Genomic DNA, 15,964 nt, shown 5'->3' with positions numbered 1-15,964 from the left:
GCAGACATACTCTCCAGCCGCGCTATTGCAGGCTGTTTAACGCCGCAAAGCTCTGCAAGTCCCCTCTGCGAAAGTCCCCGCTCTTCTCGGATTTCTATCAGCTTCCCGATAAGCTTTGTCTCAAACTCAACCTGCGCCCTCTCTGCAGAGCTGACCTTTGTTTCGTCATTCATGTAATCGTTAAAAGTTGAAAACGTTTCCCCGTTAATTTTCACGCTCATATTACTCACTCCTGTCCAAAAAATCTTTCAGTCTGGATTTTGCTTTTTCAATTTCAATTTTTGGCGTCTTTTGCGATTTCTTGATAAAATAATGCAGCAACACAAAACGGTTTTCTTTCCACGTAAAGAAAAAAATCCTGTTACGCAACGGACGCAATTCCCACAAATCACCTTCAATATGTTTGATAACAGGCTGCCCGACACGCGTGCCGTATTCTGCGAGAGAACTCATATACGACAAAATTTTTACCCTGTTAATGCGTGCAGTCTTACTGCTTTCACCCTGCCGTTTCAAATCATCCAAATATTCCTCAACCGGAGACTCGCCGTTCCGCAGATGGTAGAAAATGACCTCATACATATTTATCACCTTAATGCCAATGATAACATATAAGTTATCGCAAGTCAACCAAACGCTTTAAATTTCCTTTATGTCGCCTGTCGCTTTATTCGCAGAAACAAAAATTAACTGGGGACTGATTTCAGTCCCCGCTTTTGTATTCTCATACGCTTTGGTGCGGGAAACATATACTTTCTTGCAACAATCTATTACAAAGTAATTACTTTTTCAGAAAAACAGGTTGCCATTCAATACAGTTTTGCCGTTTTTGTAAATGTAGGGGCAAGAAACATTTATATGCCTTGCTTGCGGGCGAACTCCCGAACGTTCGGAGACTTGCGGAAGTCTTAAACTGACAATATCAGCCAAACGAACGTTTGACTCCGCGGAGGAAACCCGCCCCGAGCAAAAACCAAAAATCGCATTCGCGTTTGCGTAATCCCGTCAACATCGCCGAGACAAATCCGCACCTGTTCGAGGTACGACGATTGAAGCGCTGCAACACGTTAAACACACGCAGTAGTGGGCGCTGCCCGGCTTCAAGTCCACACACGGCTCCCTCTCCGGCGTTGGGATTGTAACAAAAGCAGCACAATGCAACACAAAGTTTCAAACGAACAAACGGCAAACCGCTGAAATTTAACGGCAGAGCCGTTTGTTCGCGTACCGAAATACCAAAATCTAGTACACGATAGGTTCACAGATAAAAAAATGACCGCCTCTCCCAAAGGTTCGGTCATTCAATGATTGTCCTTGTGTGTGGACTACTTAAAAGCAAACTCAAAACTACGAACCCAATTCTGCCTCAATAAACTTAGAGAACGATACCCTCTCATTATTTAAATAATGCACATATAATTTCTCCGGCTCAATGAATACTACATTTATATCAGGCAGGTTCAACGGTTCATTTTTGAAAATATCAAAACACACCGTCGTTTTTCCATCTGGGGGCTTGCCAAATTTCGGAAACACAAAATAGTTTTCAAACTGCATATTGATATTTTTCCCGTCAAAATATTTTTGGAAAGCTAGGTTATACAAGTATTGCTTTGTAATTGATTCTATTCCAGGGTTTCCAGATATTTTATTCCCGTCGTTTTTAAGAAGATAATATTTTGCATCAAGAATAATAAATTTGTCGCTTTCAATACATACAATATCAGGTTTTAAGGTTTCAACTTTGTCATAGGGAATATTTTCAAAATGCCACACTGGCTTGTCAATTATACGTATTAGTTTCTCGGTGTTTTTCTCCTGCAGTTTGTCATATATTTCCGGAATTGCAGAGATTGACGTGTTCAGTTTATTATTAAACACTTCAGCGCAAACCTTTTCCCACACCATATTGAAAGCATTTGTGCCGTACATGCAAAAAGCGTCAGTATCGCCATATTTATTTTCACACTTAATATACGAATGCAGCGCTTTCAGCACATGCTGCTTGCGTGTATTAAACTGTTCTTTTAATTCATTTTCAAGCCGGTACAAAATATACTCAGTTTCACCGAAACAGTTTCGTTCTTCCTCGTCAAACATAATTTCAGGAATCCCTAAAAGTTCAGACACTCCAGACTCAAATAAATCTCTTGAAATTTCATTCAGCACGCATTTATGCAGCCTTGCAAAATAACTATCAACAGTAGAGAGGTGTTTTCTGGTTTTCAATTCTGTGTAATAGGGTCTGTTATTTTTCAACAGAGCCAAGGTTTCGTTGATAGTCTTATCCCAGAAAATTTCACCGCTGCCGTTTGTTTCGATAATTTGCTTGTTGTTATCGTAAATGCCGTTCTCAAAATAATCATGCAAAAGAAACAACATAACAGTAAGCAGATTTGTCATACCATCTGTATTTTCATCAAACATATTGAGATTTTGTTCTGTTGAGTTGTTGTATTTTGCAAGAACCCGGAAAATTTGACAGACAGTCTCTTTAGAAGGGTCTTGGCGAGGAAGATATTTAGGATAACAGATTAAGACCACACTATCTACGATAACAATACCAACAAATTTGACGACATAGACATCGTCATCTTTAGTGTCAGTAACAACATAATCTGCATCGGCAAGTTCAGAAATATCTTTATCACTTGATTGTTTACGTATGCGCCGAAGAATACCAAACTCTTTTATTTTGGCTATCAGTTTTTTGGTAATGTCAGCGCTATTGTTAAGGGCATTTTGTAATTCAGACAACAAATATTGCCCTTCATGCAGATATATTGGCTTATATTTTGCTTCCATTATTCCTTATTCTGTTCGTCACTCTGTGACTTCAGTTCTTTATATTTGTTCTGAATGTCATTGTTAAATACTTGTATTCCATCTGTATCAAATTTCTTGCAAATTTCAGAATAGCGTTTGCCGGCTGCAAAGAATATTTGATCTCTCTTCATTTTGGCAGCGTCTTCATACAGATACATAAGAACTTTGGATTTAAAGGCTGAGACAAACTGTTTGTTATCTTTGCTTTCCAGCAATGATTTAGAAAGGAAATACGCCCCCATTAGTTTGTCTTCGTTAATTTTCTGTTCTGCAAGAGCATCGTTTATCGCTTTACGAATATTGTTCCAATTTATCGTATCAAACTCAAAATCGGCGATTTCTGCTTCTCCAGCATTAATATCCATATATTCAAAATCCCAACGGCGTTTGAAAGCCGTGTCCATAGGAAACACCCCTTGGTCTGCGCTGTTCATCGTTGCCCAAATATACATATTTGACGGGATAATAAGTTCAGTACAGGCTTTTAATTTTTTCTTCGCATCACCATTTAAGTTGACATCTTCAAGATAATGTTTAATGTCTTCGGAAACAGCTATCGGATATTCACTATTTCCCTCAGGATTACGGTCAAGCAACTGGAATATATCGCCAAACACCGCTGCGGTATTAGCACGGTTAATTTCTTCAATAATCAAGACAAAATTTTGTTTGGGATTGTTCAGCGCCCTTACAAGCACACGCATAAAAGGTCCTGGAACATATTTATACGAAATGTTATCTTTACTCTCAACTTTTGTCATAATAGGTTTATATGTTCCGACAAAATTTGCGTACGAATAATCTGGGTGAAACGTAACACGTTCATGATTTGTTTCAAATTTTTCTTCACCGAGGAAGTTTTTTGTTTCTTTATTGAGTTTGTAACTTTTTCCAGTCCCCGGAGCCCCAAACCAAATTTTGTTACGTACAATTTTTTCTTCGCGGTTAGAAGCATTAACATCTAGATTTTCAAGCATATAATAGCTATATGGCCTTTTGTCAGTAATGCTTATTACATTATATTTACTTTCCAATTCACTCCTGCTTCTGCCAATCTCTGCTGCAATTTGTTTTATTACATCTTCCTTAGTTTTTGCTTTTGTATTCCGCATTTTTTCCAGACAATATTCATTATAATTTTCCCATATCCATATCGATATTTCATTAGCTGTACATTTCTGAGATTTTTTAGACTTAAGACATTTTATTACCTTTTCGGTTAGTTTCATATATTGTGCCCCCTATAAAAAATAAATAACAGGTATTATTCAAATGCTTTAATGAGGATAAATTTCTTTTTTTTGTGGCAGAGAAATACACTATTCGCTTCTCACTCTGTGCTGTGTTGTTTGCTGATTCTGTTTGTCATCTCCCTGCCTATTCCCCGCGCACCAATTTTTTCTTCATTGTCTTCCATCTTATTATAGCAACCTAATCCAAAAAATGAATATCATTTTGGGAATTTCGTTATTTTTCATAGTGGATTTCGTAGGTTTTTACGCCTTTGGCGCGGGCTTTTTGAAGCATGTCTGCCGTACCGCGGCTTTTTCCGTCCCAAAAGCCTGCGACCATGGCGTTTTCAAGCGTAAGCGCGTATTTCAGCATTTCGGCATTGCGTACAGGCCCTGCGCCTTTGCGGTAGCGTTTCCAGTCTGCGCGAAATTCTTTGAGCGAATACCCATTTTCCTGCGCGTATTTTTTGGCAAGCGCGTCCGCGCCTTTTGCCCCGCCCGTTATTATTTCTATTTCGTCGTCAATTCCAAGCAGTATTGTGTCAAGGCTCGCTTCAAGCAGCTGCCAGTCGTTAAAATCTCTGCCACCGCATACGATTATTCCTGTCATTTTGTCTTCCTTTCTTTGTCTGTCATTATAGTTTATTATTTCGTTTCCTGCATTCTGCTGTGAACCCTGCGCGATTTTTTTATGAATGTTACGCGGTTGGGCGCGTCTTCGTCGGCAAAGGTTCTGAGTTCTGCGTCTGTTCTTGCGCGTTCTTTGATGAGACTGTGCCTCAGGTTTCTTTTGCACCAGAGGCAGCCGTCTGCATGCATAAAGTGCTTCCAGCTGTCTTTTTTTCTCTGTTCCTTTTTGTGTTCAATAGCCTTGTCGAGTGACATTCCGCCGTCCCCTTTGAGTTTGTGCAGCGCTTTACAGCCAAAGATGCCCGTACCACTGCGCAAAAAGTTTTATTGTCTCGTCCTCAATGTTTTCGTAGTTTTCAATGTCGGGATTTTCCGCTTCGTATATGATTGAACGGAAGCCGGCAATCATTTTGTCGAGTATCTGATCCCATTCCTCCACGGTCAGTTCAGCAGGGTAGCCCTGTTTGAGTTCTTTTAGCGCGACAAGCCGCGGATAGATGAACAGGGCGATTGTGTGATAAAGTCCTATCAGCGAGGTGTAGTTGAATCCCCAGTTTTTTCTGTACTGCCTGTTTCTCTGCCGGCATCTGCCGCCGGCAAATTTGTCCGCGTTAAAGTAAATTCCGGCAAGATGGTACATTTCAGGCGTTAGCCCAAGCTCCGCAAGTTTCGGCGGAAACGGCTCTGTATGAAACGAGCGCTTTGTTTTTTTCATCTGCGTTTTTTCAAAACGCAGTCTGAGACGTTTTTTGGCTTTTTTTCTGTTCATTTTGTCACCTTTTTCTGCGGTGCGGCAGGGTGTAGACGTATTTTCTTCGGATAAGGGGAGTGCCGCACAGTAAGCAGTAGAGTATGATTTTGACAACGAATTTTACCGCCGTACCGTCGTCTTTCGCGTCAAACATTGTGTCTTCAAATTTTTCCCTGTCTATTTCGCAGAGTTCAAGCAGCGCGTTTTTCTGTTCTTCGGTTATTTTTTTCGGTTTTGAAACGCCGAAGTTTGCGCTTCCAAAGCAGATTTTGCCGAAGGTGCGTCCGTTTCCGGAGAGGCAGTAAGAGACGTGGCGGAAGATGTTTTTGTATTTGTGTCTATTGGGCAGCAGTTCGTTGAATTTCATGTAACGCTGCACTATTTCGGGTGTGAGAAGATGTTTTTCGATACATTCTTTTTCAAGTTCAATTTTTGTTTCGCGCAGTTCTTTTGAGAATGGCGCATAGACCTTGTTCGTCAGCAGCAGTTTAAATTCCTGCCGTTTTCTGCTGCGCTGCAGGGGAAAACGGTCGTAGCGTTCTTTTTTGTATTCAGGTTCTTCGTACAAGTAGTACGTTTTACATTCAAGTTCGCCTGTTTTTACGAGGGTTCTCAGGTCAGCGGCTATATTTTGGTTGATACAGCGCATGCCTGCGATGGAGCCTCCCGTGCAGTGCGCAAGTTTGCTCCATACCAGCGCGTGAAGGTCGGTTTTGCCCGGGTATTTGTTCTCCGCCATTTCTTCCGCCGTATTGAGTATTATTTTTCTGAAGCCTACGTAAGGTTTCTTGTTTTCCGCGTCCACGTTTGTCCCTGCCTTTTCGTTCGTCTTTCGTCTCAGTTCTGTTTTATTTTTTCGTTCAGTCCGGCGAAAAACTTCTGCGTTTCGCTCGGCGTTTCATCCGCAAGAAACGCTTTCATTTCTTCGATGTCTTCCAGTATTTCAGCAATAAGCTTACCGTGCTTTTTCGCCATTTCAAAGCGTGCGCGCCCGATTACTTCTTCGCGCGGAAGCTCGCTGTATTCGCGCGTGCTTTCGGCAAATTCTTTGAAGCCTGACAGTGTTTCTTTTTTCTTTTTGTTTTTGCTTTTTTTCTGCTCCGTTTTTTCTTTCTGTGCTGCTGAGAAGCTTATCATTGGCCCGCTTCTGCCCTGCAGCGTAAAGCCTCCGCCGGTTTGTACGCCATATTTTTTTTGAACTTCTTCGTACTCGCAGAATATTTTGCATGCTGCCGTGCTTTCAGGGTCAACACGGAGCAGTTCCGTGCAGTGCAGTTCCTGTACTTTACCGCATTTCGGACACCAGATAAACGCGCCGAACAATCCGTATCTGAACAGGTAGCTTTCAGTTTCACATTCGGGGCATTTGCCTTTCCATGCACCGTTTGCCCAAAGCCTGAGCATACCTTCAAGTGTCAGGGAGTAGCCGTCGTACATTCCAAGGATGAGTTTGCGAAGCCGCTCAAAGCCGAGAGGGTTGCTGCCGGCAAGCTCTTTGTCCGCATATATTTCTTCTCTGTGCTGCATAAGCATGTCTATATTGTCAAAGAACAGTTTAACGTCAGCAGCGCGTTTTTCCGCGCGTTTTTTTTGGCATGCGCTGTACAGGGCGCAGCCTTCTTCCGCTGTTTTTTCAAATTCGCGGCGCGTGTATATTCTGTCAAGGTACGCATAGGGGCGGTCGAGGTCTTCTTCCGCAACGTCCGATGTTTCACCCAGTACAAGCCAGTCAATTTTTTCAAGTTCGCTCAGCATTTTGGCAGCTCCTTTCTGTCAGTTCTAAGCCTGTTTTCTTCTGATTACTTTGTCGGCAAGCCCGTAGGCGACTGCCTGTTCCGCCGTGAGGAAGTAGTCTCTGTCGGTGTCCGCCGCGATTTTTTCAAACGGCTGCCCGCTGTTTTCGGCAAGAATTTTGTTCAGCATTGCTTTTGTTTTGAGTATTTCTTTCGCGCGGATTTCTATGTCGCTCGCCTGTCCCGCCGCTCCTCCGAGAGGCTGGTGTATCATTACGCGCGAGGTCGGCAGTACAAAGCGTTTTCCTTTTGCCCCCGCCGAAAGCAGGACGGCTCCCATGCTTGCCGCGCAGCCGACGCAGATTGTCGATACGTCAGGCTTTACGTAGTTCATTGTGTCGTATATCGCAAGTCCGGCGCTTACGCTTCCTCCGGGGCTGTTGACGTAGAGGCTGATTTCTTTTTCCGCGTCTTCGCTTTCAAGGAAGAGTAGCTGCGCGGTTACGGCATTTGCAAGTTCGTCGTTTATTTCGCCGCCGACAAATATTATTCTGTCTTTAAGCAGTCTGCTGTATATGTCCATGGCGCGTTCCCCGCCGTTTGTTCTTTCAATTACCATCGGTATCATTTTTTTCTGCCTCCGTTCGTTAGGTTGAATTTTCAGTTTTACCAAGTTATGCCGCAAAGCCGATTGGCTTGCTGTTCTGTTTCTGCGTTTTTGTCGCCTCAAGCACTTTTCCGGCTTCGGCAAGGTCTTCCGCCGTGAAGGTTTTGTCATTTTTGTCGGGGCTTCTCAGCGCCTGTTTTGTTTTCGCAAGCTCGTAGAGGTTGCGCACGGTTCTGCCGTTGGCGAAATTTTTGTCCGCGTTTTTAAGCTGGCGGCTGAAGAAAGCAAGCGCTTCCTTTTCCGCGCCGTCGTCAAGCAGATAGCAGCTTTTTTTGCATATTCCGCGGAGTATTTCAAGCATTTCGTCCGACGAGTAGTCGGGGAAGTCAACGTGGAAGAGTATGCGGCTTCTGAAGCCCGGGTTCATGTCAAGCATTTTGTCCATTTTTTCCGGATATCCCGCAAGTATGCAGACAAAGTCGCGTCTGTGGTCTTCCATTGCTTTAAGCAGAGTGGCAACAGCTTCGTTTCCGTAGTCGATGTCGGAATGTGTGTTTCCGTCGCAGAGTGCGTAGGCTTCGTCTATGAAGAGGACTCCGCCCATTGCTTTTTTGATGCGGTCTTTCGTTTTAAGCGCGGTTTGTCCGACGTAGCCTGCTACAAGGCTGCTTCTGTCTCCCTCCACAAAGTTGTCGGGATGCCTGAGGATGCCGAGTTCGCCGAAGATGCGTCCGATTATGCGCGCAACGGTTGTTTTGCCTGTGCCCGGATTCCCCTTGAATACCATGTGAAGCGAGAGGTCGGGGTCATCTTCCATTTTTCTGACGCAGGCGGCGATTTCGCGCACGGTCTTTTTTACTCCTTCAAGCCCGATGAGGCTGTCAAGCTCTTCCAGCGCCGAAACGTTTCTCTTTTTGCGTTTCGGCTCTGCCGTATTCAAATCTTCCGGACGGAGTACGTAGTCGCAGCCGTTTTTACCAAGCTTTCTGATGACTGCGCCGGGGATTTTTTCAAGCACGCAGCCTATGCTGCCGTCAAGCAGACTGCTTTCGAGGAAACTTTCGTCAGCCGTGAAGCCGTAGCTTTCCGCTTCTTCTTTGACAAGTTCAAATTTTTCTTCCGTCGTGCTTTCTTCAAGGCGTACGACGTAGGGGAAAATTGTTTCAAAACAGGAAACTTTGTCGCATATTCTACTGTATTCTTCCGGTCTTATTGTTGTTAAGTAAATCGTTTTTCTTCCGAGAAGCTTCCAAAGGTCTCCCGCGTCCGCTGAGAAGAAATGTCTGCTGTGTTCCCCGATGTCGTAATCATCGTCTATTCTGTATATGAAGGCTGTGTTTCTGTCTGTTTTTACGGCATTGTCAATATCGCCTGTAACGTAGCGAAAATCTTTTACCACACCTTTTGCGACAAGATAGTTTTTAAGCAGTTTAATGTATTTTTCCGCATCATGGGTATTTTCGCAGACAAATACCGTTCCGCAGCTGAGAGTGCCTTTTCTGCTCTGTCTGAGGCAGTTGTTCATGCGGTCAACTACCCCTACGAATTCCGCACAGCCGCATTTTTTGATTTTTGACATTGCACTGCGTTCGCTTTCAAGAGATACTATTATTTCCAAGCCGCCTTTTTCCGAGTAGCTGATGCCTCTTTTTCTGAAGAGTGAACGCAGTGTTTCCGTTGCTTCCGGATAGCATTTTTTAAGTTCGGCGGCGCTTATTTTTTTGATTTTGCTTCTGTCCGCGCCGAGTTCTGCTTCCAGTATGCTTCTGACAATTTTTTTCTCATCGTATTTGTCGCTGTTCCACGGAAATGCGGCTAAGGTTATTGTTTTGTTTTTTTTGTCGGAGGCAATCTGGTAAAGTCCCGCAGGGCTGCTGCTGCGCCGCCCCGAATGGTCTTCAAGGTATTCGCGAATCTGCTCTGCGCGAAGGCTTTCTTCTTCCTCGCCGCGGCAGGAAACCTCAAAGCAGTAGAATGTTGTGTCGTTGAACATGAAAAAGACTCCTTTCAGTTTGTGTTTGATATTTTTTGTATATGGTTCGTTGCTGATTCTCTGTTTCGCAGTAGTTTGCCGCGCTGTTTTCCGCCGCAAGAGCGCAGAAAACAGCGCCGGACAAAAAGGAGAGTGTGTCAAGGTGAATAGGAGGTTCGATATAATTATTTTTTTTAGTAAACAGGAGGTCTGCGCTGCCCCGTATTCAGTGTTCTGCCGTACGCGGCAGCGCTGGAAAGAGACTATTGTTTTTGCATATTTGCGATGTTGTCGCAGAAGTTTTTCAGTTCCATGGATTTTTTGTCCGCCGCTTCGCTGAGCGCTTTAAGTTCGCCGCGCAGTCTGCGGTATTCTCCGGCTGTCTCGTCCTGCTGTCCGCGTCCGGCGTCAGGTATAAAGATGCAGCTTTTGAGTGTCTCCATGCTGAGAAGGTTAAGATGTCCGTTTCCAAAAAGGTTCATCATCTGTTTCTGCCCCTCGGCGCTTTCAAGATATGCCTTGACAAACCATACGTTCACGTCGTCCGTAAAGCGCAGGACAAAGAGATTGCTGCTCGGAATTACCGCGTCGCCTTTTTGGAAGGGCTTGTCCTCGCCAAATTCCGCCGCGGCGAAACGGAAGGCGGGATTTCCAATACGCGAAACGAGGAGGTCTCCTTCACGCAGCAGGTTCGCTGCAAGGTCTGGTATTCCAAGTTCCGCGCTTTTTTCGGGCAAGCTTTCAAGACATTGTATTCTGCCGCTTATTCCGCCGTCTGAAAGATTTGAAAGCTCAAGGTATTTTATCTGCGTTTCTTTTTCAGTAAAATATTTTTCAAGCGATTTTCCGCTGAAAAGTCTTGTCCTGAAAGCGGTCTGCAGACAGCTGCCGAGCTTTTTCCCGCTTTGCGGATAGAATACTGGAGCCGTTTGCAGGCGGATACTTACGCTCTGTTCTGCGGAATTTGCCGCAAGCAGGCCGCCGACACTCATGCTGATACTTTTCGCGCAGCCAAAAGTTCCGTCCTGTCTGAAAGCTGAAACGATATCGTCAATCTGCTGTTCGTCAAGCTGTAAAGTGCCGTCTTCCGGAAGCTCTGCACGTACAAAACGCACGGAGGAATTTGCTTTGCCGAGAACCACTATCGCGGTTTTTACGGACGTATTTGTATAGAACCGGCAGCCTGTTATTTCTATAACCGCCTCAATTTTGCCGTTTTCTATGAGATTTCTTCTTGCGGCATCGTCTGCTCCGCTTCTGATAAGCGCCGACGCAGGCATTATAAGCGCTGCCCTGCCTCCGAAATCAAGCAGCTCTGCCGCGTAGCCTGCGTAGAACCAATCCGCACAGCGAAGGACAGAAAATTCTTTGTTGTATGCCGCAAAGGCTTTAGCTTTTGAACAGTGCTCAGGAATTTCACCGAGCCTTGCGGCAAGCGGATAACTGACGAACAGCCGTTTGTATCTCCCTTCATTTTCAAGCATTTCATTCCTGCGGAACTGTTCTGTGTTTATTCCAAGCAGTTCTGCCCTGATAAGCGCGACGTAATAATCGTCTTCACTTTCGGATATGCCGTAGGAAATTTCGTTTCCATAGACCGAATAACAGTCTCTTATAAAGCTGCCGCGTCCGGCAGAAAGATTTACAACCATGCCGCCTTTTTCCGGCACAAGCAGTTTTGCGATAAGCCTGTTAATATAACGCTGCGCCGAATTTTTTATCTCTGCCCTGGACGTGTCCGACTGACGAAAGAGCAGGCACGATTTGAGCAGTTTTTCGTTTCCTCCGAGAAACTGTTCCGCCCCGTTCAGCAGTTCAAAAACAAAAGCATTGGACTTGAGAAGCGGGAACAGTTTATGCTGTTCGTCAATATTGAAGGCGGCGGCAAAAGACTCAAAGGTATTGAGTTTGTCCGGCTGCTCTGCCGCCGCCAAAAGAAGGGCTGAGTAAAGCAGGCTGCAGAAAGCTGACTGGCTGCCGCGCACCTGAGGGAAGCTGCGCTCTGTATTTCTTGCAAACACACAGCCTTCCGTTTCATACAGCGCTTCAAGCTCTCTAAGTTCCTCTCTGGTCATTGCTTTCTGTCTCCTTTCTTCATTGTGGGAATATTATACCACACGTTTTGAAATATGTCAAGTGGTTTTTTATTACCACATTTATTTACTGCAAGAATTATCTCTGATACGCTGTCATTATGCCGATTTTACAGGCTGCTTCCGCTTCAAGAGAGCTGTTTTGCATAATTTCGGCTTCCTTGAGCGTGACTATATTATACCACACAGATTAAAACATGTCAAGTGGTAATTATATACCACAACATACAATAGACTGTATGACAGAAAACAACGGCAGGATAAAATACAGAAACAGCGGCATACGCCGCTGTTCTGCTTAAGGGGGATGTGTAATGTTCAGTCTTCTCTGTCAGCAAATATAATTATATAGAAGAATTTTTTCACGGCATCAGTAGTTTTACTGATTTTACGCCTGAACTGTACATCTATAAAATGTATAATGCAAAATTCTCAAAAGCCTTCTCTTCGCCTTCCTTGTTAAAAGGTTTTCACTTTGCACTTTGCACTTTTCACTTTGCACTTTGCATTTTTCACTTTGCACTTTGCATTTTTCACTTTGCACTTGCAAGCCGTTACTGAACAGCTACGCTTCGTCTTATGCAGCTGATTATCTTCTGTCCGTTTGAGCGGCGAAGATCCATATCAGACACTACCGCGCAGTTTATTATTATTTCTTTCAAGGCTCCGCTGTGTCCGAAGGTCGAGTAGGTTTCGTGGAATATGTACGGTTTGCCGTTGACAGTTCCGAGATAGAGCATTACGTGTCCGTTCATCTGAAGTATGGTGCCTGCGGGGAGCGTTGCAAACAGCCGTCTTTTCTCCTCATCGCTCATTTGTCTTGTGTCTGTCGAAAGCCCGGGGATACGTGCCTGAGCGCCTGAGTTTCGCGGAAGCGCAAAGCCGAAGAGCGAATAGACGTCGTGTATCATTGCGCTGCAGTCCCATTGTCCGAAGCTGCCTCCCCAGCCGTACGGTTCACCCAGAAATTTAAACAGGTGTTTCAGCAGGTTTCTCTGCGTATAGGGTACAAAACCTTCGTGTACGTCCATCGAGCACGGAATTAAAAGCTTCTTTTCACAGAAGTTTCCGTTTGCGTCTCTTCCCGGAAGCAGAACGGAATAGCTTGACAGACTGCCGACGCCGTTCTGTTCCGCGTCCTGATCTTCAGCGATGGGGAATCGTGTGCCGAGCTGGAACTCATAACGTTCGCCCGTCAGTCCGCTGCGCGGGTATATTTTTGATCCCGTTACTATTATAAACGGCATATCGAGATATTTCTGCATGGTTTCTTTGTCAACGAAAGCCAAATTCTGCGTATGCACCCAGCCGTCAGAATTCGACGAAACAACGTAGCACCATTTGCCCGAACGCGAGGTGTGGAGTACGGCAAGAGGCTCCCATATCTTTATAAAGCTCTCCGTATAGCGGTCAAAGAGTTTGTCGTTCGGCGATTTGTGCGACGATTTTGAGGTAGGAACTATTTTCATCATGCTGTTTCTCGCCGCAAAGGCGTAGCGCACAGGCATTTCGTCTTGCACAGCATCAAGGTTGCATTCTTCAGTAATACCGTTGAGAAAAGCTTTTGTCACGGGTTTGCCGTTGACGTAATTCTTCGGCATCAGCTTTTTTTCAACGCTTATTGATTTCAGCACCCTTTCAGCCGTTAATGTTTCAGGATAATATTCCGTCAGGTTTTTGCAGTAGGTGCTCGGCGTTACAAGTATCTTTGCGTTGAATTCCTGTATTTCTTCCGGTGTCATAATCACGGTGTCCGGATTCTGCACGCGCGAAATCCAGTATTCCGCCGTTTTCATTTTTGCTTCCGCGCCGAGTATGTCTGCGGAGAATGCTGGCAGCGCCGCTGCCAGCAGAAACATAAGAGATATAATTGCACACAATTTTTTCATTTTAAGCGCCTCTTTTCAGTCTTTCGGCAAGCCTTGTCCAACGCTTGCCGGTGTTGTCGTTTTTGACAGCCATAGCGATTGCCTTGCGGCTGCCGACTATTATAACAAGTTTCTTGCCGCGCGTAACCGCCGTGTAGAGCAGATTGCGCTGTAGCATTACGTAGTGCTGGGTGAGGAACGGAATTATAACCGCGGGATATTCCGAGCCCTGCGATTTATGGATAGATACCGCGTAGGCGTGGACGAGTTCGTCAAGCTCGCCGAATTCGTAGGAGACAAGTCCGTTGTCCATTTTCACGATAACCTGTTCCCTTTCGCCGTCTACATTGTACACAATTCCTATATCGCCGTTGTATACGTCTTTGTCATAGTTGTTTCTCAGCTGCATTACCTTGTCGCCCTCGCGGAAGGTGCGCCCCATTTTCTGCACGGAGGCTCCGCCCGTTTTGTTGAGCAGTTTCTGCAGTTCTTCGTTGAGCTTTATTGTTCCGGCGCTTCCCCTGTGCATCGGGGTAAGCACCTGAACGTCCGTCAGAGGGTTGAATTTAAAACGCTGCGGTATTTTTTCCGTTACAAGCGTCCGTATGGTTTCAAGCGCCTTGTCGGGATCCTCCTGCTGAATAATGTAAAAGTCTTTCAGTCCTGACGCGTAGTCATCGTCGACAAGCGGCATTTCGCCGTTATTTATGCGGTGCGCGTTGACTATTATCCTGCTTTCCTGCGACTGACGGAAAATTTCGCCGAGTACAGAAACGTGGCATACGCCCGATTCTATGACGTCAGCAAGCACGTTTCCGGCGCCTACGGACGGCAGCTGGTTGACGTCTCCGACAAGTATCAGCGACGCCTTGGGAGGAAGCGCCTGAAGCAGATGGTAGAAAAGTATCTGGTCTATCATTGAGGCTTCGTCAACTATCAGAAGATCGCATTCCAGCGGATTATTTTCGTCGCGCAGGAAATCTCCGTTTTCGCCGCCTGCGGCAACGTATTCAAGCAGTCTGTGTATCGTTTTCGCTTCGTGCCCCGTTGCTTCGCTCATACGCTTCGCGGCGCGCCCCGTTGGGGCGGCAAGCATTACCGTGTAGCCGTTTGCCTCGCGCAGTTTCAAAATGGCGCGTATAAGTGTGGTTTTTCCTGTTCCCGGGCCTCCTGTAATGACCATTACCTGCGAATTTACGGCGGCGCGGACAGTTTCGCGCTGGGCGTCGGCAAATTTTATTCCGAGTTCGTTTTCAGCCCATGCAACCGCCGAGTCAACGTCAACGTACTGTCTGTTGTAGGGGTTTGAAACAAGCTCAAGCAGTTTTTTTGCCGAGTGTTCTTCCGCGTACTGAAACGCAGGCAGATATACCGCCATGTCGTCTTCGCCTTTGTCGTTTTTGTACCATTCAACGACGATTTCCGCGGCAAGCCTCGCCTGCTCTATACCGGCTTCCGCAAGCTCCGCGGCTACGCCGAGCAGCTCCGCGGCGGCTTTTGTGAGTTCGTCAACCGGAACATAGACGCTGCCTTCGCCGACAAAGCTGTTCAGCACATGCAGAATGCCTACGCGGACGCGCACGGGCGAATCTGACGCGAAGCCGAGGCTTGTCGCGATTTTGTCTGCCGTAAGAAAGCCTATCCCGAAGATGTCTATCGCAAGCCTGTACGGGTTTTCTTTAAGCACCTGAAGCGTCATCGCGCCGTACTGCTTCCACGCCCTTATCGCGTAGCCGGTTGAAACGCCGTAGGATTGCAGAAAGACTATTACCTCGCGTATTTCCTTCTGCTCACACCAGGACGCCTTTATCATTTCTATTGTTTTGGGGCCGATTCCGCTGACTTCCAGCAGCCGGTAGCTTTCCTCGTCCAGAACTCGCAGCGTGTCTTCGCCGAATTTCTGCACAATTTTAGCAGCGGCTACAGGGCCTATGCCCTTTATAAGCCCTGAGGAAAGAAATTTCTCTATGCCGCCGACCGTTGAAGGCGTTACCGTTTCGCAGCTTTCAGCCTTAAACTGCTCGCCGAAACGCTGGTGCACAATCCAGCTGCCTGTCAGCTTCAGCACTTCTCCGACTGCTGGCTTGGGGAAAATGCCAACGGCGGTGACCGGCTCCGTATAGCCGTTCACCTGAAGCTTCAGCACGCCGTAGCCGTTTTCCTCGCTGTAAAACGTCACACGGTCAATCTGTCCTGTAATTTCCTTTGCAGTATGCTCCATTAAGCCTCCCGTGCAGTCAGAAAAGCAGTTT

The 15,964-nt window shown here is 45.8% G+C and carries 14 protein-coding genes; all 14 read right to left on the bottom strand.

Annotation, left to right across the window (positions count from 1 at the left end):
- Positions 1-173: helix-turn-helix transcriptional regulator (locus KBS54_05415; GenBank protein ID MBQ0055562.1), on the bottom strand; the 173-nt coding region annotated here is incomplete at its 3' end.
- 49 nt (positions 174-222) lie between these two features.
- A complete protein-coding gene (locus KBS54_05410) occupies positions 223-582 on the bottom strand; it encodes a type II toxin-antitoxin system RelE/ParE family toxin (GenBank protein MBQ0055561.1) in 360 nt (119 codons plus the stop codon).
- A 765-nt stretch (positions 583-1,347) separates the two neighbouring features.
- A complete protein-coding gene (locus tag KBS54_05405) occupies positions 1,348-2,805 on the bottom strand; it encodes an LlaJI family restriction endonuclease (protein MBQ0055560.1) in 1,458 nt (485 codons plus the stop codon).
- Positions 2,805-4,055, bottom strand: coding sequence for an AAA family ATPase (locus KBS54_05400; protein MBQ0055559.1), 1,251 nt, complete (start codon positions 4,053-4,055; stop codon positions 2,805-2,807). Before KBS54_05400 ends, KBS54_05405 begins: the two co-directional genes overlap by 1 nt.
- A gap of 238 nt (positions 4,056-4,293) precedes the next feature.
- Complete coding sequence (locus tag KBS54_05395) at positions 4,294-4,668, bottom strand: DUF2493 domain-containing protein (protein ID MBQ0055558.1); 375 nt, start codon at positions 4,666-4,668, stop codon at positions 4,294-4,296.
- A gap of 35 nt (positions 4,669-4,703) precedes the next feature.
- Complete coding sequence (locus KBS54_05390) at positions 4,704-4,943, bottom strand: hypothetical protein (protein ID MBQ0055557.1); 240 nt, start codon at positions 4,941-4,943, stop codon at positions 4,704-4,706.
- A gap of 31 nt (positions 4,944-4,974) precedes the next feature.
- Positions 4,975-5,457 carry a hypothetical protein gene (locus KBS54_05385; protein MBQ0055556.1) on the bottom strand — a complete coding sequence of 161 codons (483 nt, stop codon included), beginning with the start codon at positions 5,455-5,457 and terminating at the stop codon, positions 4,975-4,977.
- A 4-nt stretch (positions 5,458-5,461) separates the two neighbouring features.
- A complete protein-coding gene (locus KBS54_05380; protein MBQ0055555.1) occupies positions 5,462-6,244 on the bottom strand; it encodes a hypothetical protein in 783 nt (260 codons plus the stop codon).
- A 32-nt stretch (positions 6,245-6,276) separates the two neighbouring features.
- Positions 6,277-7,194, bottom strand: a complete 918-nt coding sequence (locus tag KBS54_05375) for a hypothetical protein (GenBank protein MBQ0055554.1) — start codon at positions 7,192-7,194, stop codon at positions 6,277-6,279.
- A gap of 24 nt (positions 7,195-7,218) precedes the next feature.
- Positions 7,219-7,950 (bottom strand): ATP-dependent Clp endopeptidase proteolytic subunit ClpP, encoded by a 732-nt coding sequence (gene clpP / locus KBS54_05370; GenBank protein ID MBQ0055553.1) that lies wholly within the window; start codon positions 7,948-7,950, stop codon positions 7,219-7,221.
- Positions 7,847-9,772: an AAA family ATPase gene (locus KBS54_05365; protein MBQ0055552.1), complete on the bottom strand. Its 1,926-nt coding sequence runs from the start codon at positions 9,770-9,772 to the stop codon at positions 7,847-7,849. The genes clpP and KBS54_05365 overlap by 104 nt, the downstream gene beginning before the upstream one ends.
- Before the next feature lie 242 nt (positions 9,773-10,014).
- Positions 10,015-11,826, bottom strand: a complete 1,812-nt coding sequence (locus tag KBS54_05360) for an N-6 DNA methylase (protein ID MBQ0055551.1) — start codon at positions 11,824-11,826, stop codon at positions 10,015-10,017.
- Between the two features lie 572 nt (positions 11,827-12,398).
- Positions 12,399-13,733, bottom strand: a complete 1,335-nt coding sequence (locus tag KBS54_05355) for an SH3 domain-containing protein (GenBank protein ID MBQ0055550.1) — start codon at positions 13,731-13,733, stop codon at positions 12,399-12,401.
- Between the two features lies 1 nt (position 13,734).
- Entirely contained in the window at positions 13,735-15,933 is a 2,199-nt protein-coding gene (locus KBS54_05350) for an ATP-dependent RecD-like DNA helicase (GenBank protein MBQ0055549.1), read from the bottom strand.
- Between the last annotated feature and the right edge of the window lie 31 nt (positions 15,934-15,964).

Source organism: Candidatus Equadaptatus faecalis, assembly GCA_018065065.1.
In the GTDB taxonomy this organism is placed as follows: Bacteria; Synergistota; Synergistia; order Synergistales; family Synergistaceae; genus Equadaptatus; species Equadaptatus faecalis.
Note: the sequence above shows the minus strand (reverse complement) of the source record. Positions and strands in the feature narration are given on the sequence as shown.

Bases quoted from the DNA above. Each gene is read 5' to 3' on its own strand.
- clpP (MBQ0055553.1), bottom strand. From the start codon at position 7,950: ATGACAAAACCTTCACGGCGGAAGACCTTGCCGAAGCCGGAAAAGTGC.
- KBS54_05395 (MBQ0055558.1), bottom strand. From the start codon at position 4,668: ATGACAGGAATAATCGTATGCGGTGGCAGAGATTTTAACGACTGGCAG.
- KBS54_05375 (MBQ0055554.1), bottom strand. From the start codon at position 7,194: ATGCTGAGCGAACTTGAAAAAATTGACTGGCTTGTACTGGGTGAAACA.
- KBS54_05405 (MBQ0055560.1), bottom strand. From the start codon at position 2,805: ATGGAAGCAAAATATAAGCCAATATATCTGCATGAAGGGCAATATTTG.
- KBS54_05360 (MBQ0055551.1), bottom strand. From the start codon at position 11,826: ATGACCAGAGAGGAACTTAGAGAGCTTGAAGCGCTGTATGAAACGGAA.
- KBS54_05410 (MBQ0055561.1), bottom strand. From the start codon at position 582: ATGTATGAGGTCATTTTCTACCATCTGCGGAACGGCGAGTCTCCGGTT.
- KBS54_05385 (MBQ0055556.1), bottom strand. From the start codon at position 5,457: ATGAACAGAAAAAAAGCCAAAAAACGTCTCAGACTGCGTTTTGAAAAA.
- KBS54_05390 (MBQ0055557.1), bottom strand. From the start codon at position 4,943: ATGTCACTCGACAAGGCTATTGAACACAAAAAGGAACAGAGAAAAAAA.
- KBS54_05400 (MBQ0055559.1), bottom strand. From the start codon at position 4,055: ATGAAACTAACCGAAAAGGTAATAAAATGTCTTAAGTCTAAAAAATCT.
- KBS54_05355 (MBQ0055550.1), bottom strand. From the start codon at position 13,733: ATGAAAAAATTGTGTGCAATTATATCTCTTATGTTTCTGCTGGCAGCG.
- KBS54_05365 (MBQ0055552.1), bottom strand. From the start codon at position 9,772: ATGTTCAACGACACAACATTCTACTGCTTTGAGGTTTCCTGCCGCGGC.
- KBS54_05350 (MBQ0055549.1), bottom strand. From the start codon at position 15,933: ATGGAGCATACTGCAAAGGAAATTACAGGACAGATTGACCGTGTGACG.